This window comes from Micromonospora sp. DT62 (genome assembly GCF_049847285.1).
Taxonomy (GTDB): Bacteria; Actinomycetota; Actinomycetes; order Mycobacteriales; family Micromonosporaceae; genus Micromonospora; species Micromonospora reichwaldensis.
In genome coordinates this window covers 295,406-318,848 of the sequence record NZ_JBNCOB010000006.1, presented here as the reverse complement: position 1 = coordinate 318,848, position 23,443 = coordinate 295,406, and the positions used below count along the sequence as shown (strand labels likewise).

At 74.6% G+C, this 23,443-nt stretch carries 27 protein-coding genes; 7 read left to right on the top strand and 20 right to left on the bottom strand.

Translation table 11 applies throughout. From position 1 onward, the window contains the following. Positions 1-26: 26 nt before the first annotated feature. Together ACPXCB_RS12390 and ACPXCB_RS12385 are read left to right on the top strand one after the other, a co-directional pair. Complete coding sequence (locus ACPXCB_RS12390) at positions 27-575, top strand: hypothetical protein (RefSeq protein WP_425874948.1); 549 nt, start codon at positions 27-29, stop codon at positions 573-575. 22 nt (positions 576-597) lie between these two features. Further along, positions 598-2,901, top strand: a complete 2,304-nt coding sequence (locus ACPXCB_RS12385; protein WP_425874946.1) for an AAA family ATPase — start codon at positions 598-600, stop codon at positions 2,899-2,901. Between the two features lie 65 nt (positions 2,902-2,966). Here ACPXCB_RS12385 and ACPXCB_RS12380 read toward each other — a convergent pair whose 3' ends face one another. The 19 genes from ACPXCB_RS12380 to ACPXCB_RS12290 all read right to left on the bottom strand — a co-directional run bounded on the left by ACPXCB_RS12380 (position 2,967) and on the right by ACPXCB_RS12290 (position 16,446). Then, positions 2,967-3,395 carry a gas vesicle protein K gene (locus tag ACPXCB_RS12380; protein ID WP_425874944.1) on the bottom strand — a complete coding sequence of 143 codons (429 nt, stop codon included), beginning with the start codon at positions 3,393-3,395 and terminating at the stop codon, positions 2,967-2,969. Beyond that, the gene (locus tag ACPXCB_RS12375) at positions 3,392-3,646 is read right to left on the bottom strand and encodes a gas vesicle protein (RefSeq protein ID WP_425874942.1); all 255 of its coding nucleotides are present in this window, start codon (positions 3,644-3,646) and stop codon (positions 3,392-3,394) included. The genes ACPXCB_RS12380 and ACPXCB_RS12375 overlap by 4 nt, the downstream gene beginning before the upstream one ends. Before the next feature lie 19 nt (positions 3,647-3,665). Further along, complete coding sequence (locus tag ACPXCB_RS12370; protein ID WP_425874941.1) at positions 3,666-4,505, bottom strand: GvpL/GvpF family gas vesicle protein; 840 nt, start codon at positions 4,503-4,505, stop codon at positions 3,666-3,668. After that, positions 4,489-4,857, bottom strand: coding sequence for a gas vesicle protein (locus tag ACPXCB_RS12365; RefSeq protein WP_425874939.1), 369 nt, complete (start codon positions 4,855-4,857; stop codon positions 4,489-4,491). The genes ACPXCB_RS12370 and ACPXCB_RS12365 overlap by 17 nt, the downstream gene beginning before the upstream one ends. A gap of 1 nt (position 4,858) precedes the next feature. Continuing rightward, positions 4,859-5,209 (bottom strand): gas vesicle protein, encoded by a 351-nt coding sequence (locus ACPXCB_RS12360; protein ID WP_425874938.1) that lies wholly within the window; start codon positions 5,207-5,209, stop codon positions 4,859-4,861. Continuing rightward, the gene (locus ACPXCB_RS12355) at positions 5,169-5,621 is read right to left on the bottom strand and encodes a gas vesicle protein GvpG (protein ID WP_425874936.1); all 453 of its coding nucleotides are present in this window, start codon (positions 5,619-5,621) and stop codon (positions 5,169-5,171) included. The genes ACPXCB_RS12360 and ACPXCB_RS12355 overlap by 41 nt, the downstream gene beginning before the upstream one ends. Positions 5,622-5,624: 3 nt before the next feature. Then, on the bottom strand, positions 5,625-6,380 hold the full coding sequence (locus tag ACPXCB_RS12350) for a GvpL/GvpF family gas vesicle protein (RefSeq protein WP_425874935.1): 756 nt from the start codon (positions 6,378-6,380) through the stop codon (positions 5,625-5,627). A gap of 2 nt (positions 6,381-6,382) precedes the next feature. After that, a complete protein-coding gene (gene gvpJ / locus ACPXCB_RS12345; protein ID WP_425874933.1) occupies positions 6,383-6,814 on the bottom strand; it encodes a gas vesicle protein GvpJ in 432 nt (143 codons plus the stop codon). Continuing rightward, on the bottom strand, positions 6,811-8,097 hold the full coding sequence (locus tag ACPXCB_RS12340; protein ID WP_425874931.1) for an SRPBCC family protein: 1,287 nt from the start codon (positions 8,095-8,097) through the stop codon (positions 6,811-6,813). The genes gvpJ and ACPXCB_RS12340 overlap by 4 nt, the downstream gene beginning before the upstream one ends. 2 nt (positions 8,098-8,099) lie before the next feature. Beyond that, positions 8,100-8,663 carry a hypothetical protein gene (locus ACPXCB_RS12335; protein WP_425874930.1) on the bottom strand — a complete coding sequence of 188 codons (564 nt, stop codon included), beginning with the start codon at positions 8,661-8,663 and terminating at the stop codon, positions 8,100-8,102. A gap of 275 nt (positions 8,664-8,938) precedes the next feature. Continuing rightward, a complete protein-coding gene (locus ACPXCB_RS12330) occupies positions 8,939-9,448 on the bottom strand; it encodes a GNAT family N-acetyltransferase (RefSeq protein ID WP_425874928.1) in 510 nt (169 codons plus the stop codon). 174 nt (positions 9,449-9,622) lie between these two features. Beyond that, a complete protein-coding gene (locus tag ACPXCB_RS12325) occupies positions 9,623-10,522 on the bottom strand; it encodes a hypothetical protein (RefSeq protein WP_425874926.1) in 900 nt (299 codons plus the stop codon). A gap of 4 nt (positions 10,523-10,526) precedes the next feature. Further along, a complete protein-coding gene (locus tag ACPXCB_RS12320) occupies positions 10,527-11,252 on the bottom strand; it encodes a DUF3618 domain-containing protein (protein WP_425874924.1) in 726 nt (241 codons plus the stop codon). 22 nt (positions 11,253-11,274) lie between these two features. Further along, positions 11,275-11,667, bottom strand: coding sequence for a phage holin family protein (locus ACPXCB_RS12315; RefSeq protein ID WP_425874923.1), 393 nt, complete (start codon positions 11,665-11,667; stop codon positions 11,275-11,277). Further along, on the bottom strand, positions 11,664-12,497 hold the full coding sequence (locus tag ACPXCB_RS12310) for a hypothetical protein (RefSeq protein WP_425874921.1): 834 nt from the start codon (positions 12,495-12,497) through the stop codon (positions 11,664-11,666). The genes ACPXCB_RS12315 and ACPXCB_RS12310 overlap by 4 nt, the downstream gene beginning before the upstream one ends. A 233-nt stretch (positions 12,498-12,730) precedes the next feature. Next, positions 12,731-13,243, bottom strand: coding sequence for a DUF3263 domain-containing protein (locus ACPXCB_RS12305; RefSeq protein ID WP_425874920.1), 513 nt, complete (start codon positions 13,241-13,243; stop codon positions 12,731-12,733). Between the two features lie 243 nt (positions 13,244-13,486). Continuing rightward, positions 13,487-14,503, bottom strand: coding sequence for an ABC transporter permease subunit (locus tag ACPXCB_RS12300; protein ID WP_425874918.1), 1,017 nt, complete (start codon positions 14,501-14,503; stop codon positions 13,487-13,489). After that, entirely contained in the window at positions 14,500-15,510 is a 1,011-nt protein-coding gene (locus ACPXCB_RS12295) for an ATP-binding cassette domain-containing protein (protein ID WP_425874916.1), read from the bottom strand. Before ACPXCB_RS12295 ends, ACPXCB_RS12300 begins: the two co-directional genes overlap by 4 nt. A 150-nt stretch (positions 15,511-15,660) precedes the next feature. Continuing rightward, on the bottom strand, positions 15,661-16,446 hold the full coding sequence (locus ACPXCB_RS12290) for a DeoR/GlpR family DNA-binding transcription regulator (RefSeq protein WP_425874914.1): 786 nt from the start codon (positions 16,444-16,446) through the stop codon (positions 15,661-15,663). 194 nt (positions 16,447-16,640) lie between these two features. On the opposite strand from ACPXCB_RS12290, the gene ACPXCB_RS12285 reads away from it, so the two are divergent. The 3 genes from ACPXCB_RS12285 to nagA are packed head-to-tail and all read left to right on the top strand — an operon-like array spanning position 16,641 to position 19,596. Beyond that, the gene (locus ACPXCB_RS12285; RefSeq protein ID WP_425874912.1) at positions 16,641-17,570 is read left to right on the top strand and encodes an SIS domain-containing protein; all 930 of its coding nucleotides are present in this window, start codon (positions 16,641-16,643) and stop codon (positions 17,568-17,570) included. Then, complete coding sequence (locus ACPXCB_RS12280) at positions 17,567-18,487, top strand: ROK family protein (protein WP_425874910.1); 921 nt, start codon at positions 17,567-17,569, stop codon at positions 18,485-18,487. Before ACPXCB_RS12285 ends, ACPXCB_RS12280 begins: the two co-directional genes overlap by 4 nt. Then, positions 18,487-19,596 (top strand): N-acetylglucosamine-6-phosphate deacetylase, encoded by a 1,110-nt coding sequence (nagA, locus tag ACPXCB_RS12275; RefSeq protein ID WP_425874908.1) that lies wholly within the window; start codon positions 18,487-18,489, stop codon positions 19,594-19,596. Before ACPXCB_RS12280 ends, nagA begins: the two co-directional genes overlap by 1 nt. Positions 19,597-20,092: 496 nt before the next feature. On the opposite strand, the gene ACPXCB_RS12270 is transcribed toward nagA, so the two are convergent. Continuing rightward, a complete protein-coding gene (locus tag ACPXCB_RS12270; protein WP_425874906.1) occupies positions 20,093-21,304 on the bottom strand; it encodes a DUF4032 domain-containing protein in 1,212 nt (403 codons plus the stop codon). A 113-nt stretch (positions 21,305-21,417) separates the two neighbouring features. Between ACPXCB_RS12270 and ACPXCB_RS12265 the strand changes: the two genes are divergently transcribed. Together ACPXCB_RS12265 and ACPXCB_RS12260 are read left to right on the top strand one after the other, a co-directional pair. Then, positions 21,418-22,179, top strand: coding sequence for a phosphatase PAP2 family protein (locus ACPXCB_RS12265; protein ID WP_425874904.1), 762 nt, complete (start codon positions 21,418-21,420; stop codon positions 22,177-22,179). 9 nt (positions 22,180-22,188) lie between these two features. Then, a complete protein-coding gene (locus ACPXCB_RS12260) occupies positions 22,189-23,427 on the top strand; it encodes an APC family permease (RefSeq protein WP_425874902.1) in 1,239 nt (412 codons plus the stop codon). Positions 23,428-23,443: the final 16 nt, after the last annotated feature.

Here is a 23,443-nt window from a genome sequence, read left to right as displayed (position 1 = left end):
CGTTTCACGAGAAGGGGTGGTTCGTGATGAGAGGTGGACTGGACGAGACACTGGCCCGGATGGCGCGCCGCGAGGAGGCGTTGCGGCGGCGGGCCGCCGAGGCGGAGCCGGCGGGCGGGGAGGCCGTCGGGGCGCCGGAGGCCCGGGGCGGATCCGAGCCGGGGCGCGCCGACGTCCGGGGCGAGGGGCGCAACGCCGGGCCCGGCTGGGTCGACACGCGGCGGGGCGCGGAACACCGCGACCCCGTGGTGGAGGTCGCCGAGGCGGTCCGTCGCGTGGTGGCCGGCCACCCCGGCACCGCGGTCAGCATCCGGGTCGAGCACTACGGGCAGGCGTACCCGCTGCGGGTCACCTGGACCGACGCGGGCGTGACGGTCGACGCGGAGGCCCCCGCGCCGCCGCCGGCGTGGCCGATGTCGGTCAAGACGGTGCCGGCCTGGACGCCGGCCCAGGAGGGGCTGACCCCCGACCCGGCGGCACGGCTGGCCGAGCTGATCCGCCGCGACTCCTCCCTGTTGGGGGACGGTGACGGTCCTCGCGGAGCACGGAACGCCCCGGGAGGGGGCAGGGCGTGACCACGGCGGCTAGGGTCGGGCGGTGGCGGAACCCGACCTGACCCTGACCGCGAGCCTGCGGCCGGCGGCCCTCGACGCCCGACGGGGCGTCGTCCGGCTGCACCCGGAGGTGCTCACCGCGCTGGCGCTGCGCCCCGGCGACCCGGTGCGGCTGGCGGGCCGGCGGGTGAGCGCCGGCATCGTCGCGCCGGCCGAGCCGACCGCCAGCACCGCGCTGCTCTACGCCGACGACCTCATGCTGGGCAACCTCGGCATCCGCGACGGCGCCCAGGTGACGGTGAGCCGCCTGCCGGTCACGCCGGCCCTTCGGGTGCTTCTCGCCGGTCCGGCGCAGATCGCCGCCGTGGTCTCGCCCGAGATGCTCCGGCTGGCTCTGCTCGGCAAGGTGGTGACGACCGGGGACGACGTGTCGCTGCTGCCGCAGGACGTGCTGCCCGACGCCTCGGTGCGCAGCCTGGTGGAGGCCGCCCGGCGCAGCCTCTCCAACAGCGTCGGGTACGCCTGGACCAGCACCCTGCTCGCCGTGGTCGCCGCCGAGCCCGACACCGGCTCGCTGGTCACCATGGACACCGTGGTCGGCTGGGAGCACGGCCAGGCGACCCACGGCTCCGCCGGCACCGGGCCCGCCCCGCAGGGGCGCCGCCTCGACGCTGGCCCGACGGCGAACGGGACCGCCCCGGGCCGGGCGGCGGCCACGGGGGGCGTACGCCTTCCGGGCGCCGTGGACGCCACGGGACGCACCGCCGGGAGCGTCGACGACGCGCCGCCCGCGGTGGACGAGCTGCCCGGGCTGCGGTCGCAGGCAGAGGAGCTGACCGAGCTGCTCGACCTCGGCTTCCACCACCGGGAGGTGCTCGGCCGGCTGGGCACGACCGTCTCGCTGGGCGTGCTGATCGCCGGGCCGGCCGGCTCCGGCAAGGCGGCGCTCGTACGGGCCGTGGCCGCCCGGGTCGGGGCCCGGGTCAGCCCGCTCTGGGCGCCCGAGGTGGCCGCGCTGACCAACCAGGCCGCCGCCGACCGGCTGCGCGCCGCCGCCGCCGAGGCGCGCGCGGACGGCCCCGGGGTGCTGCTGGTCACCGACGTGGAGGCGCTCGCCCCGGCGGACGGGCCGGGGCCGGTGGCGACCGTGTTCCAGCAGGTGGTCGCCGAGACCGTACGGGCGGGGGCGGCGGTCGTCTGCACCACCGGCCGGCCCGAGGCCGTCGACCCCGCACTGCGTGCCCCGGACCTGCTCTCGCTGCGGATCAGCGTGCCGCTGCCGGACGCGGCCCTGCGCCGGGAGCAGTTGACGGTGCTGACCCGGCAGGTCCCGCTCGCCGACGACGTGCGGCTCGACGAGGTCGCCGGGCGTACCCCCGGCTTCGTCGCCGCCGATCTGGCCGCGCTGCTGCGCGAGGCCGGGGTGCGCGCGGCGCTGCGCCAGAAGTCGGCCGAGACGCCGACGGTGGCGATGGCCGACTTCACCGCCGCGCTGGAGGTGGTCCGCCCCACCACCATGGCCGCCTCCACCCTGGAGCTGGCCTCGGTGACGCTGGACGACGTGGGCGGCCTGACGGAGGTCAAGGAGACGCTGACCGAGTCGGTGCTCTGGCCGCTGACCTACCCGGACACCTTCGCCCGGCTCGGCGTGCAGCCGCCGCGCGGGGTGCTCCTCTACGGCCCACCGGGCTGCGGCAAGACCTACCTGGTCACGGCGCTGGCCGGCTCGGGGCGGGCGAACGTGCTCTCGGTGAAGGGCGCGGAGCTGCTGTCGAAGTGGGTCGGTGAGAGCGAGCGCGCGGTCCGCGAGCTGTTCCGCCGGGCCCGGGAGGCCGCACCCACCCTGATCTTCCTGGACGAGGTGGACGCGCTCGCCCCGGTACGCGGCCAGGCCAGCGACGGCGGCACCACCGACCGGGTGGTGGCCGCGCTGCTGACCGAGCTGGACGGCGTGGAGACGCTGCGCAACGTGGTGGTGGTCGGCGCGACGAACCGCCCCGACCTGGTGGACCCGGCGCTGCTGCGCCCGGGACGGCTGGAACGGCTGGTCTACGTGCCGCCGCCGGACGGGCCGGCGCGGGCGGAGATCCTGCGCGCCTCGGCCCGGAACGTGCCGCTGGCACCCGAGGTGGACCTCGTGGAGCTGGGTGGGGAGCTGGACGGCTTCTCGGCGGCGGACTGTGCCGCGCTGGTGCGCGAGGCGGCCCTGGCCACCATGCGGGAGTCGCTGACGGCGTCCACGGTCACGGCCGCGCACGTGGCGGCGGCCCGCGCCCGGGTCCGCCCGTCCCTGGACCCGGCCCAGGTCGCCTGGCTCGCCGCGTACGCCGAGAAGCGCGCCGGCTGACCACCCGCGCCCCCGGCCCGGCCGGGGGTGACGGGCGCTGTCGAGCTGATGTCGTGAACGACTCGTCAGTCGGTGGGCAGGAGGGGACCGAGGGGCCCGAGGTCGAGATTGAGGTCCTCGGGCGTGAGGCCGAAGTACTCGCGCAGCCCCGCCATCTGCTCCTCCAGGGCCATCAGCGTGGTGCCGATCCGTTCGATCTGCTCCTCGGTGAGGTCGCCGAGGTCGACCCGGCGCAGCGCCTGTCGCTCCATGAGCTGCCGCAACAGCTCGATCACGGTGAGCACGAGGCTGGCCAGCCCGCGCTCGACGCCGTCCCGGTCGACGGCGAGCCGGCGGTCCAGCGGCGTCACCCGGGGCGGCTGCCACCGGGTGTCGCCGAGCGCGGCGGCGAGTTCGGCCGCCTCGTCCCGGCGGTCGCCACCGCCGCCCGGCCTGCCCACGCCCACTCCGCCGCCCCCGCCACCCGGGCCGGTCGCGCCGTCCCGGGCGGTCACGGCCACGTCCCCGGCGTCCCGGCGGCGGCGCTCGGGGCGGCGTCGGGCAGTTCCGGCGGGGCGAGCGCGCCGACGGAGGCGACCAGTGCGCGCAGGGAGATCCGGACCAGGTCGATGTCGGCGATGGCGATGGTGATGTCGCCGCTGATCACCACGCCGGTGGCGAGGACCCGGTCGAGCAGGTCGACCAGGGCCACCGGCCGGTAGGCCAGCGGGTCGTCGGCACTGCTGGGGGCGAGCGACGTGGTCACCACGCCGGTCCCCGGGCCGTCAGCACGCTGGCTCCCGTACGGTGAGCGCCGGCTCGGCGGGCCGCTCCTCGGCGAAGGAGTACGGCGGCCACGGGCCGGTCAGCTCCAGCCGGATCTCCGGGTGCCGCCCGGCGAGCGCGCCGACCAGCTGGCGGAATCCGGCGACCGCCCCCTGGCCGACCAGGTACGCCCCGTTGAGCACCATGGCGGTGGGCGCGCCCGAGAGCCGGCGGTCCTGCGGGGGGTGCCGCCGGACGGCCACCGCGTGCCCGGCCAGTGCCTCGTGCACGGCGGAGGCGGCGTCGGCGGCGATCCGCTGCCCCTCCTCGCGGGCGGTGAGCTGGGCCCGGCGCCGCCGCAGGTACGCCGCCCCGGCGCCACCCGACCCGGCGGGCTCCGCCGTGCGGGGCGTCGCGCCCGGCACGACGTACCCCTTCACCCCCCACTCGTCGTGGCCCGCGAGCCGGTCCAGGACGGTGGTCAGCTCGACCCGGCGGGCGGTGAGCTGCCCCGCCACCCGGGCGTCGTCGTGGTGGACGGTGGCCAGCCGGGCGGGCACCACGGCGCCGTTGCGGGACAGGGCCGCGACCACCGCGTGGTGCGTCCGGGCCGCCCGCTCCAGCCAGGCCAGGTCCTCCAGGTTCCGGCGCAGCGCCTCCTCGCCGTACTCGGACAGCGGCGCGGCGCTGACGACGGCGACCAGGCCGGCGGCCCGTACCGCCCGCACCGGAGCGCCGTCCATCCCGGCAGTGGCGGCGAGCAGGGCGGGATCGACGTCCCGCGCCACGCCGTGCAGCCACACCCCGACGCCGGGGCCCGCCGGCCCGGTGGCGGGCGCGAGGTCAGCCGTCGAACTCATCCCGCTCCTCCCTGCGGGCGGCCGTCCGGGCGACCCGGGGGCGGCGTTCCGCCTCCACCTGCTCCGGGTCCCGTGGGCCGGGCTCCACCGGCGGCATCGCCCGGGAGCTGAGCCACGGGTCGTGCTCCCACCAGTCGATGCCGATCTGCCGGGCCGTGTCGACCGAGGCGATGACCAGTCGCAGCTTGAGCGTCAGCAGCTCGATGTCGAGCAGGCTGACCCGGATGTCGCCGGCGATCACGATGCCCCGGTCGAGCACGCGTTCCAGGATGTCGCCGAGATTGGCCGGCTCGTGCCCGGCGGGCAGGACCTGGCCGGAGTTCTGCACCACCGGGGGTGGCTGCACGCTCACCTCAACCCACCTCGCCCTTCCCGCGCTGGTAGCGCCGCACCCGCCGGTAGCCGAGCAGGCCACCCTCCAGGTCCAGCTCCACCTCGTAGAGGCCGAGCAGGTCGGTGGAGCTGGGGATACGCCGGTCCTCGATCACCTCCACCCCGATCAGCCAGCCGTCCCGCGACGACTTCAGCGAGGTGGTCCCCACCGGATCCCGGCCGGTCAACTCGACGATCTGCCGCATCCCCTCGCGCGCCGCCTCGGCGGCCGTGATGGGTTCGAGGTACTCCTCCTCGTCGTCGTACCGGTCGTCGTTGACGGGCTCGCTCCTACGCGCCCGACCGCCGTCGCCGCGGATCAGACCCCCCATCGCGCTCACCTCCCTCGCCGCCGCGCGACACCCGCCGCGAGCGTTCGGTGCCGACCTGCCGCACCCGTTCCGTACCGGTTCGTCGCGCCCGACCCGCGCCGGGCTCGTGCCGGGTCCCGCCGTTCTCCCGACGGGAGCCGGGGCCGTTCCGGGCCGGGGCCCGGCCCTGGGCGGGCGCCGGCCGCTGGACACCGCCGGTCAGCCGCTCCAACACCTGCTGCTGCCCCCGGTCCCGTTCCGCGGCGCTGATCTCGCCCGCCGTCTCCGCCGCGTCCAGCGCCTCCAGCTCGCGCCGGACGTCGACGGGGTTGCGCTGCCGCGACTCCGCCTCCCGGGCGATCACCTTCACCACCGCGGTCAGCCCCCGCACCGGCGCGTACGGCAGGGTCAGCAGCGTCCACAGGATGTCCACCGCTCACCCCATCAACTGGTGGGCGCTGACGAAGTCGTACGGCGCGAGCGGGCCGAGCAGCCGCATCCGGATCAGCTCCCGGCGCTGCTCGGCGTACTCCTCGACCGCCGAGACGAACTCGTCCTCCCGGTCCTGGTCGACCAGGAAGGCGGCGTTCGACGCGTCCAGCTCGTTGCTGGGCTGTCGGGGCGCGCTCGCCACGACGAGGGGACCGAGGGTGTCGACCAGTTGCCGGTTCTCCGCCTCCCGGCGCAGCTCCACCGCCTGGCTGATGATCTCGCCGAGCCGGATCCGCTGCGTCCGGGTGGCCGCCTCCGGCTGCCCACGCACCTGGTCCGCCAGGTCGGCGGCGCCCGGGTTGTCCGCCAGCACCGCCGCGATCAGGTTCGCCTCGTCGTAGCGCCCGTGCACGGTGTACTGGATCCGGCCCTCGAACTCGTCGAGCGCGGCGGCGAACCGGTCGTGGTGCGCGTCCAACAGGTCGGCGACCGCGTCGGGCCCGGTGACGACCGTGCCGAAGCGCACCGGCAGCACCGGCGCCACCGCCGCCGTGCCGTCCACCAGTTCCTGGTACGCGGTCAGGTCCGCCGGCCGGCCGAGCGGCTCGGTCAGGCTCACCTCGCTGACCAGCGCGGCCAGGTCGTCGTGCCGCACCGCCGTCACCTCTCCGGGCGGGTCGCCGACCCCGGCGGCGTCCGGGGTCGGCTCCACGTCGGAGGGCACGATGCCGTAGATGAACAGCCCGGTCTCCTCGGCCATGCTCACCGCTCCTCGTCCCGTCGCCGCCGGGGCCGGTCGCGATCCCGGTCGCGATCCCGGTCCTGGTCGTCCGATCCAAGCTCGCCGACGGCGTCCTTGATCGCGCCGACCGTCTTGCCGATCCCGGAGGCCGCCTTGCCGGCGCCGACCGCCCCCGAGGCCCCCTCGACCAGGTCGGGCAGCCCCTTCTGGCCCTTCGGGGTGATGTCGAACCGGTCGACCGCCTCGGCGAAGCGCAGGTAGGTCTCCACGCTGGCGATGACGATCCGGGCGTTGATCTCCACCAGCTGGATGCCGACCACCGCGATCGAAACCTGGGCGTCGATCACCACGCCCTTGTCCAGCACGGTCTCCACGACGTCGGCCAGGCCGGAGCCCCCGCCGCCGCGTTGCAGGGCGCCGCCGCCCTGACCCTCACTCGTCGCGACGGTCACTCCCGCTCCTCCCGTCGACGGCGGACCACGGGTCGCCGGGGCGCTTCCGGGGAACGGCGGGCCCGGGGCTCCTCGCGGGAACGGGGCTCCTCACGGGAACGGGGCTCCTCACGGGAACGGGGCTCCTCACGGGGCTGCGGGCGGCGGGCCCGCTCCGGGGCACGGCGGCGCGGCGGGGGCTGTTCCTCCTCCGGCTCCTCCTCGTCCTCGTCGTAGTCGCCCTCCTCGTACTCGTCCTCGTACTCCTCGTCCTCGGCCGGGCGACGGCGCTGGGGCGGTCGGCGGCGGCCACGCTCGGCGGGCCTGCGCTTCTCGCGCGGCTCCTCCTCGGCCTCCTCCGCCTCCTCCTCGGGCTCGGGCTCGCGCCGGCCGCGCTGCTCGCGCTCCTGTCGCTCCTCGCCCTCCTCCTGCTGCTCGCGCTCCTGCTGCTCGCGCTCCTCCTGCTCCTCGCGCAGCGCGGTCTCGTGGTCTCGGACCACTTGCGAGTCCTCGATCTCACCGCGCCAGCCCTGCACCGAATCCGGGTCGAGGACCGTCCGGGTCATCACGTGCCGGACGAAGTGCTTGAGCTCCAGCCGGGCGCGGCGGCCCTGGGCCCGCCACAGGTTGCCGGTGTGCTCGAAGAGGCCCTGCGGGTGGTACTCCAGCACCACCAGGATCCGGGTCAGGTCGGGCGACAGCTCGTGGAAGCTGACGGTGCCGTCGACGGAGCCCTTCTCGCCCTTCGAGCGCCAGTGGATCAGCTTGTCCGGGATCTGCCGGACGATGGTGGACTCCCAGGTGCGGTGCGACCAGAAGACCTGCGCCTTCCAAGTCAGCTTCTCGTCCGACTCGGTGTCGACGTTCTCGACCTTCTTCATGAAGCTCGGGAAGTCGCCGAACTGGGTCCACTGGTCGTACGCGACCCGGACCGGCACGCCGACCTCGATCGCCTCGACGATGTTGGTGACCTTGACCTTCTTGCCGCCACCCTTGCCGCCCTTGCCGCCCTTGCCGAGCGCCGACATGACCTTCTCCTTACCGCCGGCCAGTCCGGCATGGACCATCGCCTTCACCGGTGAACCGCCCTCCGCGAGCTTCTGCGTGCCGGTGGCAGCGGCGATCAGGCCGGGACCGCCGCCCTGCTTCGCGTAGTCGCTGAGCCGGCCGGTCGCGCCCGTGATCCGCTCGGTCACCACCCGCATCGCGCGTTCGCCGATGGCGCTGGCCAGGTTGCGCACCTCGCCGGCGAGTTGGCCCCGGACCTTCTCCCCGAGTCCGCCGGGCTTCGTCGTGTCCGGCATGGTCACCGCCCCCGCCGCTTGTCGCTGGCGTCGCGGTTCCGCTGCCCGCCGTCGTCGTCGCGGTCCTGCCCGCCGTCGTCGTCGCGGTCCTGCTGGCCGCCGTCGTCGTCGCGGTCCTGCTGGCCGCCGTCGTCGTCGCGGTCCTGGTGCCCGCCGTCGTCGTCGCGGTCCTGCTGGCCGCCGTCCGCGTCGCGCTCCTGCTGCTCGGCGTCGGTGTCCCGGTCCGGCCGGTCGCCGTCGCCGCGGGTGCCGGCCCCGCCCTTGCGGCGCAGCGCGTCGGCCGAGCCGCGCAGCTTGCCGCTGATGGCATCGATGCCGCTGCCGGCGGCGGCGGTCGCGGCCGCCTTGGAGGCGGCGGCGAGCGGGCTGCCCAAGCGGCCGAGGCTGCTCAGGTGGGGAGACGACTGAAGCAGGTTGCCGCCCGCCTTCAGCAGTCCGCCGGGCTCCCGACTGGCCCGACCGGCCGCGACCGCGGCGGCCAGGGTGAGGGCGGTACGCAGCTTGCGCCGGCGGCCCAGCAGGTAGCCGAAGCCGACCGCGAGCCCGATTCGTGCTCCGCTCTTCATCAGTTCTCCTTCGCTCCCCGGAGCGCCGGACACCTGACGGCAATGGTCGAAAGAATGGCCGCCGGGGATCAGCACGCGCCGGACCGCACATCAGGTTGTCCCGTTTGATCGGACCCGACGGGCAGTACCCGTTGACCTATCGGCGAAACACTCCCGCGCGTTGTCGACACCATTCACCCGGGCCGGAGCGCGCGCCTCGCAAATCGCGCAAAGCCGACACCAAGGCAGCACGGAGCAGGAAGAACGTCAGAAAGGAGATAACTGCGAATTGGCCGTCACATGGCCGGCAGCGTCGAATCGAGGCATATCTCGGCGTACACCCCACCGCCGCTTTCGCGCAATTTGGCGCCGCACTTCTCCAGCACGGAAATGGCGCCGTGGTTGTCGGCGGTGGTCTGTGCGACCACCAGTCGCATTCCGGCCGCCGCCGCCTCGTTCAACAGTTCGCGCAGGGCGGCCGCGCCGATTCCCTGGCCCCGGGCGGAGCGGCCCAGCCACATCCCGGTCTCGACCGTGCCCGGCTCGTCGCGGCGGGCCATCCGGATCATGCCGACCACCTCGCCGCCGGCCAGGATCGCGTACATGCAGGTGCCGGTCGGGCCGTCCAGACCTCCGAAGCTCGCCCGGTGGAACTCCCGGAACGCCTCCCGCCGGGCGCACGACCAGCCCGCAGGGGCCTCCACCGGCGGCATCACGTCACCGGGCTCCGCTTCCGCAGACGCTACGGAGAGCAATGGTTCCAGGTTCTGCTCGTCCACCGGCTCCAGCCGCACCGTTCCCGCCACGTGCCGCAGTCTGCCGGCCCCACCGGCCCAAGTCCACCCCATCGGGCCTCGACTGGCGGTCCGGCGGAAGGTACCGGCCGGTCGGCCCGCATCGTGTTCCGCCTCACGCTCCGCTGTCGACCGCCCGTCCGGCCCGGGTGACGGGCGGCGGACCCGCCCTGCCCACGGGCCCGGTCAGGGTGCCTCGGCGTCGAACTCGCAGAGCACCACGGAGGCGTCGTCGGCGGGCTTGTGCCGGCGCAACCGGTCCGGATGGTCCCGCTCGGCGACGCGTACCCGGTCGATCAGCGCGCCGGGGTCCTCGGCGGTCGCCACGTCCAGCAGCCCCGCCCAGTCGAGGACGCCGAACTGCTCCACCAGGGCCGATGCGCCGTCGCTGAGCAGCGCCGCCCGGCGTACCGCGCCCGGCCCCCGCAGCGGCAGGGTCCCGGTCACCGCGTGGAACGCCGCGTCCGGATCTGCGGCCGCCACCCAGTAACCGTGGGTGCGGTTCATCCGCGCCCGCTGCATGTCGACCGCCTGCCGGAGCCGGGCGACCCGGTCGGCGCCGCCGGCCGGCAGGGCCTCGACCATGGCCCGCAGCTCCGCCGTGGCGGCGTCCAGTCGGTCGTCGGTGACCACGCCGACCCGACCGCCCGCGTCGAGCACCAGCGGGCTGTCGCAGAGCACGAGGTAGTCGAGGTGATCGCCCCCGTCGCGCAGCAGGCAGACCGTGCTCGACGGGGTGCCCGGATGGTCCAGGTCGCACTCGTCGCCGTGGTCGGCCCGGACCGCGAGGATCGCCGCCGCCAGGTTGCTCATCAGGGTCGCCGTCGGGCGGACCGCCTCCGCCAGCCCGAGCCGGGCCGCGAGGTGCCGGACGTACCAGGCGGTGCCGTGCACGCAGCCCGTGTCGAAGCCCTCCGGCACGCTGGCGCCGTCCAGCACGCCGACCAGCGGCCCGAACCGGAAGACCAGGTCCTCGTTGACCGCCCGGCCGGGGGGCGGCGCGGACGCGGAGCGTACCCGCATCGTCCGCGCCGCCCCGACCACCCGGGTCGCCTCAGCGGCGACGGAGGTCGTCGGCGGTCTCATGCGCCTACCCCTGCATCTGGTGGGCGGCCGACCGGCCCTGATCCCGGACGGCGGACGCGCCACTGGCGGCCGTCGAACCGACCGCCCGGGCCGCCTCCTGCGCCGGTCCGCGCATGTTGTGGCTGACCTCGTGGCCCATCTCGCGGCCCACCTCGCCGGCCTGCTCCCGCAGGTGTCTGGCCTGCGCCCGCAGCTGGTCGGAATGCTCGCCGACCATGTCCTTGGCCTGCCCGGCCCACTGCCGTTCGGGACGGCTGGACGGGATCAGCGACGAGAGCAGCAGCCCGGCGCCGAAGGCGATCAGGCCGGCCGCCAGGGGGTTGCCCCGCGCCTGCTGGCGGGACTGCTGCCCGAGCGAACGGGCCTCCTCCCGCACCGACCCGGCCATGTGCGACATCTGCTCCCGGGACTGCTCCCCGAAGGACCGCGCCGAATCCGCAACGTGTGACACCCGTTCCCGGGACTGCCCGCCGAACTCCCGCGCCGAATCGGCCGCGTGCGACATCCGCTGACCTGTCGCCTGCGACATCCGCTGCGCGGCGCCGTGCCCGTCAGACTGCACGCCCATCACCTTCTCCCTGGCCCGGGTGAGCGCGCCACGGGCCTGCCCGACGCGTTCACCGGCGATCCGCCGCGGGTTGACCTTGTCGGCCAGCGCGTCGACGTCGCTGCTCAGTTCGTTCCGGGTGTTCTCGATCTCTGACCGGATCCGGTCCGGATCGTTGGACATGATCTGCTCCCTCCCGGCTGGTTCACCGGCCGCGCGCCGCGTCCGGTATCTCCTGTGCGGTCTGCCTCGTCCGGGGCAGCACCGAGCGGAGCTGCTCCTTCTCCTTGCGCGCCCTGGCGAGCAGGACACCCGTGACGACACCCCAGATGACGGCCACGATCAGCGCCGCCCAGCTCTGGTCCATCACGTTGGACAGCCCCCACCACAGCGCGTACGACACGAACAGCACCGTCAGGAAACCAGCCAGCGAGGCCCCGCCGAACATGCCGGCGAGCTTGCCGACCTGACCCGCCTCCTCACGCAGCTCCGCCTTGGCCAGTTCGACCTCCTTGCGGACCAGCACGGAGAAGTCCCGGGTCACGTCGCCCAGCAGGTCGCCGACCGACTGCGTCCGTTCCTTCTCGGGGGCGCTCACGGCGCCACCCCGCCCGGGATGTCCGGGCCCTGCCGACCCGACGGCGAGGCGTTGCGCACCCGGGCCGTCCCGGTGTACGCCTCCTCGGGCAGGTACGGCGCCTCGGCCGTCCGCTCGTACGGCTGCGGTCCGGCCGTGGTGGACGCGGCGGTCGGCCCGGTGGGCGCGGTACCCGGCCCGGTCGGCGCGGCGGTCGGCGGCATCGACGGCTGGCCCTCGCCCCGCGCCCCGTCGCCCGACGCGGTCAGGTTCCGGGTGAGCCGCCCGACCAGCATGCCGGCCAGGGCCGCGCCGGCCAGGAAGGTGCCCGGGTGCCGGCGTGCGTACGACCGCACGTCGTGGAGCACCGCCCCGGGTTCGCGCTCGTCGAGCCAGCCGGCCGCCTGCTGGGCGGCGTCGGCGGCCCGGCGGACCGCCTGGGCGGCCATCCCGGAGTCCTCGCTCCGCTCCGCCATCGAGCTGAGTTCGCGCCCGATGCCGCGCAGCCCGTCGGCGGCCCGGTGCTGCTGCGCCCGGGCCTGGTCGCGCAACTGCGTGCCGGCCTCACCGGTCAGGTTGCGCGCCTGCCGCCGGGCCTCCGACGCCACGTGTCCGCCCTGTTCGGCGGCGGCGTGCGCGACGTGTCCGCCCTTCTCGGCGGCGGCGTGCGCAATGTGTCCGCCCTTCTCGGCGGCAGCATGCGCGACGTGTCCGCCCTTCTCAGCGGCGGTGTGCGCGACGTTTCCGCCAGCCTGGGCCGCCTGGTGCCCGACCCGGGACGCCTCCTCCCGGGTCTGCTGTGCGGTGCCGGTCGCACCGTCCGGTGGCCGGCTCGGGTTGATCTGCGTCATCGCCCGCTCCCTCCATCGGCCCCGGGTCGCAGGTCACGGCCCGGAACGTGAACCGGCCGCGAGATGCGGCCCGGAACGACACCCGCGTACCCGCGCGGATCGCCGACATTCCGCACCCGCGTCGGGGGTAGGAGTGGCGGTCCGCCTGGGCGCGCCGCCACGCCGTCGGGACCGGATTGGTCGGTCGGAACGGGGCCGGCGGGGCCGGGACCGGTCGCGGGGTACGACAGCGGTCAGCGGCGGCGGTTGCGGGCCCGGGAGGACCGCAGCCGGCGCAGCCGCCCGATCAGCACCGGCTCGGCGGCGAGGGCGGCCGAGTTGTCGAGCAGCCCGTTGAGCAACTGGTAGTAGCGGGTGGCCGAGAGGCCGAAGGTGTCCCGGATGGCCTGTTCCTTGGCGCCGGCGTGCCGCCACCACTGCTGTTCGAAGGCGAGGATGCCGCGCTCACGCTCGGTGAGGCCACCCTCCGGCCGGGCGTCCGCCGGGGCGTCGGCGTCGGAGCCGGCCCCGCTCGGCGGGGCGTCGGCGTCGCGGGGCGCCGCCACGGCGGCGTCCGGCTCCGGCGCCGAGCGGGGCTGCGGGACCGTCGGCGTCCCGGCGCCCGGACCGGTACGCGGCTGGGGAACGACACTGCCGGCGTCCCGCGCCTCCCCGGTGGGGTCCGCCCCGACGGTCGCGCCGGCTTCGCCGGGCCGGCCCGGCGAGGCCGGCTCGGTGGGGGCCGGGGCGGCGTCGGCGGGCTGCATGGCGCTCCTCGTGGGGCTGGCGGGCGGCACACCACGACGCCGACCGGTGGGGGGAACCCCAGCCTAACCAGGGCCGACCCGGTTCGCATCGGGCGACAGTGCCGGAACGTGACCGCTCCGGTTCACCTCGTGTGTCCCGCGAACCCCACCGCCCCGCCCCGATTACGCCGTGTCGTCATCCCCCGGCCAGGATTGGGCGGTGCGACCGGGGCCGGGGAGAGCCGCCGGTCGCACCGCCGACGGTCAGGAGATGTCCCGCCGACGCATCGCCCAGAGGGCCGCGCCGAGGATCACCACGAACCCGACCGCCATCATCACCGAGGACTGCTGCCACGTGATGTCCAGCGTGTCCGGTTTGCACTCGCCGAAGTAGGTGGCCTGGCAGGTGTTCCAGTCCTCCAGGGTCACCTTCTTCTGCATCCACGCCACGGCGTAGGTCGGCAGCAGCCAGGCCTCGGCGAAGCGCACGCCGGCCATCGCCAGCAGGATGCCGAGGCCGAACTGGCCGACGACCATCAGGGCGATCACCCCGCCCAGGGCCATCGCGGTGTGCCGCCCCAGCGAGGCGAGCGCGAAGCCGATGGTCGCGGTGACCAGTGCGAGCACCAGCCCGCGCAGCCCGGTCAGGGCGAAGGACTGCCACGCCCCGGAGGTCATCTTCGCCGTGCTGCCACGGAACGTGGCGACCAGCCAGAAGCTGCCGAACCAGAGCGCCGTCGTGGGCACCGCCAGGGCGACCAGCCCGGTCAGCAGCGCCGCCAGCTTCGTCAGCAGTACGGTCAGCCGCTTCGGCCGCCACAGCAGCAGGTTCATCATGCCGCCGGTGTTCCACTCCGCCCCGACGAACGAGGCGCCGACGACGAACCCGACCAGCGCCAGGATCGCCGCGAGCGGCAGCAGCGTTTCGCCGAAGTTCTCCCGGAAGTCGAACGTGGAGGGCAGGAACCAGCCCGCCTGGATCGCGTCCCGGGGCGGGGGCTGGATCATCGCGCAGTCGTCGGGGAACTCCCCGGACTGGGCCGTGCCGGCCGCCTTCGCCTTCTCGCACTCCGCGCGGTACTGCGTGTTGTGGCGGACGTCCTGCTGCCACTGCTGCTCGGCGGCGCGCTCGGCCTTCGCCAGCGCGTTGGCGTCGATCTTCTCGTTGGTGAAGAAGACCCCGACCACGACGGCCGCGAGCACCAGCAGGCCCAGCAGGCCCATCCAGCGGGTGAAGCGCCGCTTGGCGAGCCGGCGCAACTCCGTACGGTAGAGGCTCACGCGCCCCACCCTCCCCCGGTGGGACCGGGCTGCCCCGCGCCACCGACCTTCGTGGACTGGTCGACCTGCCGGTGCTGGCCGGGTACCGGCGCGGTGGCGGTCAGTTCGAGGAAGACGCTCTCCAGGTCGACGGCGACCGGGGCGAGCTCGCTGACGTAGAGACCCTGCTCGGCGAGGAGCCGGGTCACCGTGGCCGGCTTGTCGACCCCGGCGAGCATCAGGTGGTCGGCCTGGCCCGCCACCCGGATCCCGGCCCGGGTCAGCGCGTCGGCGGCGACCGGCAGGTCGGTGACCGCCTCCAGCCGCACCCGGACCGCGCCCGAGGAGTGCTGGGCGAGCACCTGCTCGACCGGACCGAAGGCCACCCGCCGACCCAGCGAGATGATGGTGACCGAGTCACAGATCAGTTGGATCTCGCCAAGGATGTGGCTGGAGAGCACCACGGTCATCCCCGACTCGGCGAGGCTACGCGTCAGGGTGCGCATCTCCCGGATGCCGCCCGGGTCGAGGCCGTTGGCCGGCTCGTCGAGGATCAGCAGCTTCGGGTTCTTCAGCAGGGCCGACGCGACGGCGAGCCGCTGCTTCATGCCGAGCGAGTAGGTCTTGACCCGCTCGCCGGCGCGGTCGCGCAGCCCGACCAGCTCCAGCACCTCGTCGACCCGGTGTTGCGGCACGTCGCCCGCGCCGGCGAGCAGGGACAGGGTGTCCCGCGCGGTGAAGTGCGGAAAGAACTGCGGGCTCTCCACGATCGCGCCGACCTGACCGGCGACGGCGGGCAGCGCTGCCGGCACCTCGTGGCCGAGGATCGTCATCCGGCCGCCGTTGGGCCGGATCAGGCCGAGCAGCGTACGCAGCGTGGTGGTCTTGCCCGACCCGTTGGGGCCGAGGAAGCCGTGCACCTGCCCCTGTTCGACCCGCATGTCGAAGCCGTCCAGCGCGTTGCGGGTGCCGCGCCGACGGCTCTTGTACGTCTTGCGGAGACCTTCGATCTCCAGGACAGCTGGCAAGCTGCACCTCCCCCGATGGGTGTATGACACGCGACACCATACGCGGTATGCAGATCCCCGCAATACCCGGTATGCATGCGACGCGCCGATCAGGTGAAAGGAAGGGCCCTTCCTGCACCAGGCGCCAGGAAGGCGCCCTTCCTTTCAACGTCAGGCGCAGATGACCGTGACGCCGGCGGCGCGGAACGCCTCCACCACCTCGGGGTTGGCCCCGGAGTCGGTGACCAGCGTCTCCACCCGGTCCACCGGGCAGATCCGGGCGAACGCGTGACCGCCCAGCTTGGACGAGTCGGCGATGATGACGACCCGCTTGGCCCGGGCCACCATCAGGTTGTTCATCGCCGCCTCGCCCTCGTGGTGGGCGGCGGCGCCGAGCTGCGGGTCGATCGCGTCCACGCCGAGCAGGGCGACGTCGAGGGTGACCTCGCGCAGCAGCGCTCCGCCCAGCGGCCCGACCAGCTCGAACGACTTCGGCCGGACCACGCCGCCGGCCACCACGACCTTCATCCGGGAGCGGACCAGCAGCTCGTTGGCGATGTTCAGCGCGTTGGTGACCACGGTGAGCTGGGCGCCCTCGGCGCTGGTGTTCAGGTCGGGCCGGACGGCGAGGGCCCGGGCCACCTCCGTGCTGGTCGTGCCGCCGTTGAGGCCCACCACGGTGCCCGGCGAGACCAGCGCCGCGGCGGCGGCGCCGATCCGCTGCTTCTCCGCCGAGTGCTTGGCCGTCTTGTAGCGCAGCGGCAGGTCGTACGAGACGCCGTTGGCGACCGCGCCACCCCGGGTCCGGGTGATCATCTGCTGCTGGGCGAGCTGGTCGAAGTCGCGCCGGATGGTGGCCTGGGAGACGTCCAGCCGCTCGGCTGCCTCCTCGACGCTGACCCGGCCGCTGTCGGTCAGCATCTCGAGCAGGGCGTTCCATCTGGCGTACCGGTCCACCCGGGCCCTCCAGTTACTGCGCGGTCGGTGATTGATTGCGTGCACAGTAGTGCGCGAAACTACGAGGGCGCAAAACCCTGTCTTGCGCGATGCCGAGGCTGGTTGCCACAGCCAGCCGCTTTCGCGCAGAATAACGCGCGAAAGGCGGCTCTAACGAGCCGTATTGCGCACCGCTCCCCTGCGTAGGAGTTCTCATGTCGTACGTCGACGCCGAGATCGCGAGCCAGCCCGACTGCTGGCGGGAGGCGGCGCGACTCGCCGCCACCGCGACGGACCACCTCCCCCGCCCCGGCGAGCGGGTCGCCGTCGTGGGCTGCGGCACGTCGTGGTTCATGGCGATGGCGTACGCGGCCCGCCGCGAGCACCTCGGCCAGGGCGAGACCGACGCCTTCCAGGCCTCCGAGTTCCCGACCGGCCGGCGCTACGACCGGCTCGTCGCGATCACCCGCTCCGGCACCACCACCGAGGTCACCGAGCTGATCGCCGCCCTGCGCGGGCGGGTGCCGAGCACCGTCCTGGTCGGCGACCCCGACTCCCCCGCCGTCGCGCTGGCCGACGCGGCCGTGACCATGCCCTTCGCCGACGAGCGCTCGGTGGTGCAGACCCGCTTCGCGACCACCGCCCTGGCCCTGCTCCGCGCCCACCTCGGCGACAACATCGACGCGCTCGCCGCCGACGCGGAGGTGGCCGTACGCGCCCCGCTGCCGATCGACCCGACCCGCATCGAGCAGGCCACCTTCCTCGGCCGGGGCTGGACGGTCGGGCTGGCCCAGGAGGCGGCCCTGAAGTGCCGCGAGGCCGCCACCTTCTGGGCCGAGGCGTACCCGGCGATGGACTACCGGCACGGGCCGATCTCGATCGCCGCGCCGGGCCGGCTGGTCTGGGCGTTCGGCGAGTTGCCCGACGGGCTGCCGGCGGACGTGGCGGCGACGGGAGCGGCGTTCGTGCACAGCCGCACCCACGGCTGCCGCACGGTGCTGGGCAGTTGGGCCGCCGGTCGTACGCCCGTCGACCCGATGGCCGACCTGATCCTGGCGCAGCGCTTCGCCGTCGCGCTCGCCACCAGCCGGGGCCTCGACCCCGACGCGCCCCGGCACCTGACCCGTTCCGTGGTCCTCGCGTGAGGCCAGCCGACGTCGTCGTCGCGCTGGACGTCGGCGGCACCGGGATGAAGTGCGCCCTGGTCCGGGCCGACGGTGCCGTGCTGCACACCGAGCGGCACCCCACCGACGCGGAGCGCGGCCCGGACGCCGTCGTCGACACGGTCCTGGGGGTCGCCGAGGGGCTGGCCGGCAAGGCCCGCGCCGACGGGCTCGACCCGGTCGCGATCGGCATCGCCGTACCCGGGGTGATCGACGAGGCGCGCGGGGTCGCCGTCTGGTCGGCGAACGTCGGCTTCCGGGACGTACCGCTGCGGGACCTGGCGCAGGCGCGGCTCGGACTGCCCACGGCGGTCGGCCACGACGTGCGCGCCGGCGGCCTGGCCGAGGCCCGGCTCGGCGCGGGCAGCGACGCCGCGCACGTCCTCTTCGTCGCGATCGGCACCGGGATCGCCGCCGCGCACCTGGTCGGTGGCACGGCGGCCACCGGCGCGCACGGCGCCGCCGGCGAGATCGGCCACATTCTGGTACGCCCCGGCGGGCCGCGCTGCGGGTGCGGCCGTCCCGGCTGCCTGGAGGCGGTCTCCTCCGCCTCCGCGATCGGCCGGCGCTACTCGGAGTTGGCGGGCGTACCGACGACCGCCGCCGAGGTGGCCGACCGGGCGGCGGCCGGCGAGCCGCTGGCGGCGGACGTCTGGCAGGAGGCCGTCGAGGCGCTCGCCGACGGCCTCGCCACCGGACAGGCCCTCTACGACGTGGAGACCGTCGTGATCGGCGGCGGGCTGGCGCGGGCCGGCGCGCTGCTGTTCGACCCGCTGCGGGCCGCGCTGCACGAGCGGATGACGTTCCATCGGGAGCCGCGCCTGGTCGCGGCGGCCCTCGGCGACGAGGCCGGCTGCCTCGGCGCCGCCCTGCTCGCCCTCGACAGTCTGGAGAAGTGATGGCTCTTCGGGTGAACGGCAAGGTGGTGACCCCGACCGGCGTGATCCGGCAGGGCTGCGTGGAGGTGGGCGAGGGCCGGATCCGGGCGGTGGCCGAGTACCCGTCGGTCCGCGACGGGCACTGGATCGTGCCGGGCTTCGTCGACATGCACACGCACGGCGGCGGCGGGCACACCTTCACCACCGGCGACGCCGAGCAGGCCCGACAGGCCGCCGACTTCCACCTGCGGCACGGCACCACCACCCTGCTGGCCAGCCTCGTCAGCTCGCCCTTCGTGCTCATGCGCTCGGCCACCGAGGCGTTCGCCCCGCTGGTCGCCGAGGGGGTGCTGGCCGGGATCCACTTCGAGGGGCCGTACCTCTCCTCGGCCCGCTGCGGCGCGCAGAACCCCGAGTACCTGCGCGACCCGTCCACCGACGAGCTGGCCGAGCTGATCGAGCTGGGTGGCGGGGCGGTCCGGATGGTCACCCTCGCCCCCGAGCGGGACGGTGCCCTGGAGGCGATCAAGCTGCTCACCGCGCACCGGGTGGTCGCCGCGGTCGGCCACACCGACGCCACGTACGACGAGACCCGCGCCGCCGTCGCGGCGGGCGCGAGCGTCGGCACCCACCTGTTCAACGGGATGCGGCCGGTGCACCACCGCGAGCCCGGTCCGGTGGTGGCCCTGCTGGACGCCCCGAACGTGGTCTGCGAGCTGGTCGCCGACGGCGTGCACCTGCACGACGGGATGCTGGCCTTCGCCACGTCGACGGCGGGCCCCGAGCGGTCCGCCCTGATCACCGACGCGATGGCCGCCGCCGGCATGGCCGACGGCGAGTACGACCTGGGTGGCCAGACGGTCACGGTGGCGGACGGCGTGGCCCGGTTGGCCCGCGACGGCGCGATCGCGGGCAGCACCCTGACCATGGACGCCGCGCTGCGGCACGCGGTGGGCGCCGGGATCCCGATCGCGGACGCCGTGCGGATGGCGGCCACCACGCCGGCCCGTGCCATCGGCCTCGGCGACCAGCTGGGCGCGCTCCAGGTCGGGCTCCGGGCCGACCTGGTGGTGCTCGACGACGACTTGAACGTGGTCCGGGTGATGCGCGGCGGCTCCTGGCTGGAGTGACGTGGGTCGGGGCGTGGCGGCCACCGGCACCCGGAGCGTCGCCGTCAACAACAGCGAAGTGACGGCCCCGGCTCCCACCCGCGCGGAGGGGCTCGTGTCCGCGCTGTCGAGCTGAATCGTCTACGACATCACGCGGGCCACCTAGCTGTACTGCCCAGGGAGGTTGGTCAACCTGGTGATGGGTGGCCGGCCTGCGGTGGCGGTGTGGGGTCGGCCAGGACACGTCATAGCGCTCGGCCGCCCGCGCGACCGCCCAGCCCGGAGGCCTTCGTCATCACGTCTGTCTACGTCGGGTCGTCACACAACCTCAAACAACGTCCCTGGGCAGTACAGCTAGCCCGAATCGTTTACGACATCAGCTCGACAGCGGTCGCAGAGGGAGTCCCGCTGCCTTCCAGAACCATCCACCACCGTCACCGCGTCGCCACCGGAATCGGGGCCCGGAATCGGGGCCGGGGGCGGAACCAGGGCCCGGCGGAGTCAAAACGGTCCGGGTTCAGCCGGTGGTGGGGACCTCGTCGCCGAGCACCGCCTGCTCGTCGGGGCGGTGCACCAGCACGTCGGAGAGGAACGACTGCACGGCCGGGGCCATCCCGACATCCCGGCCGGCCCGCTCCGAGAGCAGCCACTTGTGCTCGATGATCTGGGCGAAGAGCTCCTGCGGCTCCAGCTTGCGGCGCAGGTGCGCGGGCACGGCCCGGACCACCGGCTCGAAGACTTCGGTCAGCCAGCGGTGCGCGGCCTGCTGCTCGTCCATCAGGTAGCTCTCCGCCCGGTAGGCGTCCAGGTCGTTGAGCAGCCGGCGGGCCTGGTTCTCCTCGGCGTCGAGGCCGGTCAGGCGGAGCAGCCGCCGGGTGTGGTAGCCAGCGTCGACCACCTTCGGCCGGACCAGGTAGCGCCCGTTGTCGATCGTGGACATGGCCACCTCGGCGACGTCGAAGCCCAGCTCGTTGAGGCGGCGGATCCGCCCCTCGATGTCGTGCCGGGCCTCCCGCTCGACCTGCTGCTCGTAGGTGATCTCGTGCCACAGCCGCTCGTAGCGCTGCACGACCTCCTCGCAGACCACCTCCGGGTCGATCGACTCGTGCAGCAGCCCGGCGGCCTGGAGGTCCAGCGCCTCGCCGAAGATGTTGACCCGGGCGATCTCCAGGTCCTCGCCGCGCTGGCCGTTGGAGAGGGAGTGGTGCAGCGCCCCGGTCTCGGCGTCCACCAGATACGCGGCGAACGCCCCCGCGTCCCGCCGGAACAGCGTGTTCGACAGCGAGCAGTCGCCCCAGAAGAAGCCGGTCAGGTGCATCCGGACGATCAGGGCGGCGAGCGCGTCGAGCAGCCGGCCCATCGTCTCCGGGCGCAGGGTGTGCGAGAAGAGCGCCCGGTAGGGCAGCGAGAACTGCAGGTGCCGGGTGATCAGCACCGGGTCGAGCGGCTCGCCGTCGTCGCTCTGCCTGTCGGCGACGATCGCCACCGCCTCCACGGACGGAAAGTCGATCCGCTCCAGGGCGCGCAGCAGGTCGTACTCCCGCTCGGCGACCCGCTCACCCGTCTCCTTGACCGCGTAGACGTAGCCGCCGAGGCGGACGAAGCGGACGATGTGCCGGGAGATGCCCTGCGGCAACGCCACCAGGTGTTGCGCAGGCCACTCCTCCAGCGGGGTCGACCAGGGGAGGTCGAGCAGCGCCGGGTCCACGAGGGCCGAGGTGATCCGCACGGGGACAAGTCTGACGGGTACCCCCCGCCGAGCGCCTCCCTTCGTGGCTCGGCACACAGGCGGCCCCGGCCCGTCCCCATCCGGCGCCGAACGGGGCCGGTAGCGTGGTCGGGGTGCGGGAGACCACGACGGTACGGGCAAAGGTGCAGCTCCGGCCGGTCCGGCCGGCCGGCTGGTGGTTCGACGCCCTGCTGCTCACCGGGTTCGCGGCGCTGACCCTGGCGCTCGCCGAGGGGCGGCTCCACGATCTCGACCTGGCCGTCAGCGACTGGGCGTACGCCCACGACCCGGCCCCGCTTTACTGGACCGCCCGGATCTTCAACCTGCTCGGGCAGGGCGGTTGGTTGCTGATGCCGGTCTCGGGGGCGCTCGCCCTCGCCGTGGCGTGGCGCCGGCACTCCGTCCGGCCGCCGATGCTGGTGGCGGGCGCATTCGTGCTGAACTACCTGACCATCGGCCCGCTCAAGCTGTGGACCGACCGGGCCGCGCCGAGCGCAACCGTCAAGGACCCGTTCCTACCTCCGAACGAGGCAGTGGAGATCTTCAACCAGCTGCCGGCGGGGGCCTACTCGATGTCCTACCCGTCAGGGCACGTTGCCAACGCAATTGTCTGGTATGGGGTGATCGCGGTGCTGCTGATCGCGCTGACCGCCGGGCGGCTGTCCCCGGTCGCGTACCGGCTGGTCCGGTTCGCGCCGCCGGCGATCCTTCTGGTCACGACCACCTATCTGAACTTCCACTGGCTCACCGACGGGCTGGCGGCCCTGATGCTCGGTCTTGTCCTCGACCGGCTGCTGCGCCGGGTGCCGTGGGACGACCTGCCGTTGCCGGGAGCGCTGCGGGACTGGAACCGTCCGTTCATCTCGGCCCCCTAGGGTCGCGCCGTGGATCGACTGGCACGCCGGCTGGGCGTACGGGATGCGGTGGTCATCGGCCTGGGGTCGATGCTCGGCGCGGGCGTCTTCGTGGTCTTCGCGCCCGCCGCGGCTGCGGCCGGCGGGGCCGGCCTGCTGGCGGCGCTGGTGCTGGCCGGCTTCATCGCCTTCTGCAACGCGACCAGCTCGGCCCGGCTCGCGGCCCGCTACCCGGAGTCCGGCGGCACCTACGTGTACGGGCGGGAGCGGCTCGGCCCGTTCGCCGGGTTCCTGGCCGGCTGGGGCTTCGTGGCCGGCAAGACGGCGAGCTGCGCGGCGATGGCGCTGACCATCGGGGCGTACCTCTGGCCGGGGCAGGCCCGGCTCGTCGCCGTCGGCGCGGTGGCGGCGGTGACCGCCGTGAACCTGCGCGGCATCGGCAAGACTGCCACCGCGACGAAGATGCTGGTCGGCGTGGTGCTGGTGGTGCTGGCCCTCGTCGCGGTGGCCGGCGCGGCCGGCGGCGACGTCTCGCTCGACCGGCTCGGCGACCTCGGCGGCGGCGGTCGGGGCGTGCTCACGGCCGCCGGGCTGCTCTTCTTCGCCTTCGCCGGGTACGCGCGGATCGCCACCCTCGGCGAGGAGGTGCGCGACCCGGCGCGGACCATCCCCCGGGCGGTCCCGCTGGCCCTCGGCGTGGTGCTGGCGGTCTACCTGGTGCTCGCCGTGGTCACGGTCGGCGTGCTCGGGGCCGACCGGCTGGCCGGTTCCGCCGCGCCCCTGGCCGACGTGGTGACCGCCGCCGGGCTGCCCGGCCTGACGTGGCTGGTGCGGGCCGGGGCGACGGTGGCGGTGACCGGTGTCCTGCTCTCCCTGCTCGCCGGGGTGGGGCGCACCGCGCTGGCGATGGCCCGCCGCCGCGACCTGCCGGGGGCGCTCGCCGCCGTCCACCCGGTGCACCGGGTGCCGCACCGCGCGGAGTTGGCCGTGGCCGCCGTCGTGGTGGTGATCGTGCTGGCGGGCGACGTACGCGCCGCGATCGGCTTCTCCAGCTGCACCGTGCTGGTCTACTACGCGATCACCAACGCCGCCGCGCTGACGCTGGACCGGGACCCGGGCCGGCGGCTGCCGGTGCGGGCACTGGCCGTGCTGGGGCTGGCCGGCTGCCTGCTGCTCGCGGTCAACCTGCCGCCGGCCAGCGTGCTCGCCGGCGTCGCCGTGCTCGCCGTCGGCGCCCTCTGGTACGCCCTGCGCCCCCGGCGAGCCTGACCCCGCCTCGGGCCCG

Bases quoted from the DNA above. Each gene is read 5' to 3' on its own strand.
- ACPXCB_RS12310 (WP_425874921.1), bottom strand. From the start codon at position 12,497: ATGACGCAGATCAACCCGAGCCGGCCACCGGACGGTGCGACCGGCACC.
- ACPXCB_RS12320 (WP_425874924.1), bottom strand. From the start codon at position 11,252: ATGTCCAACGATCCGGACCGGATCCGGTCAGAGATCGAGAACACCCGG.
- ACPXCB_RS12325 (WP_425874926.1), bottom strand. From the start codon at position 10,522: ATGAGACCGCCGACGACCTCCGTCGCCGCTGAGGCGACCCGGGTGGTC.
- ACPXCB_RS12335 (WP_425874930.1), bottom strand. From the start codon at position 8,663: ATGAAGAGCGGAGCACGAATCGGGCTCGCGGTCGGCTTCGGCTACCTG.
- ACPXCB_RS12360 (WP_425874938.1), bottom strand. From the start codon at position 5,209: ATGGGGGGTCTGATCCGCGGCGACGGCGGTCGGGCGCGTAGGAGCGAG.
- ACPXCB_RS12340 (WP_425874931.1), bottom strand. From the start codon at position 8,097: ATGCCGGACACGACGAAGCCCGGCGGACTCGGGGAGAAGGTCCGGGGC.
- ACPXCB_RS12390 (WP_425874948.1), top strand. From the start codon at position 27: ATGAGAGGTGGACTGGACGAGACACTGGCCCGGATGGCGCGCCGCGAG.
- ACPXCB_RS12350 (WP_425874935.1), bottom strand. From the start codon at position 6,380: ATGGCCGAGGAGACCGGGCTGTTCATCTACGGCATCGTGCCCTCCGAC.
- ACPXCB_RS12370 (WP_425874941.1), bottom strand. From the start codon at position 4,505: ATGAGTTCGACGGCTGACCTCGCGCCCGCCACCGGGCCGGCGGGCCCC.
- ACPXCB_RS12285 (WP_425874912.1), top strand. From the start codon at position 16,641: ATGTCGTACGTCGACGCCGAGATCGCGAGCCAGCCCGACTGCTGGCGG.
- ACPXCB_RS12305 (WP_425874920.1), bottom strand. From the start codon at position 13,243: ATGCAGCCCGCCGACGCCGCCCCGGCCCCCACCGAGCCGGCCTCGCCG.
- nagA (WP_425874908.1), top strand. From the start codon at position 18,487: ATGGCTCTTCGGGTGAACGGCAAGGTGGTGACCCCGACCGGCGTGATC.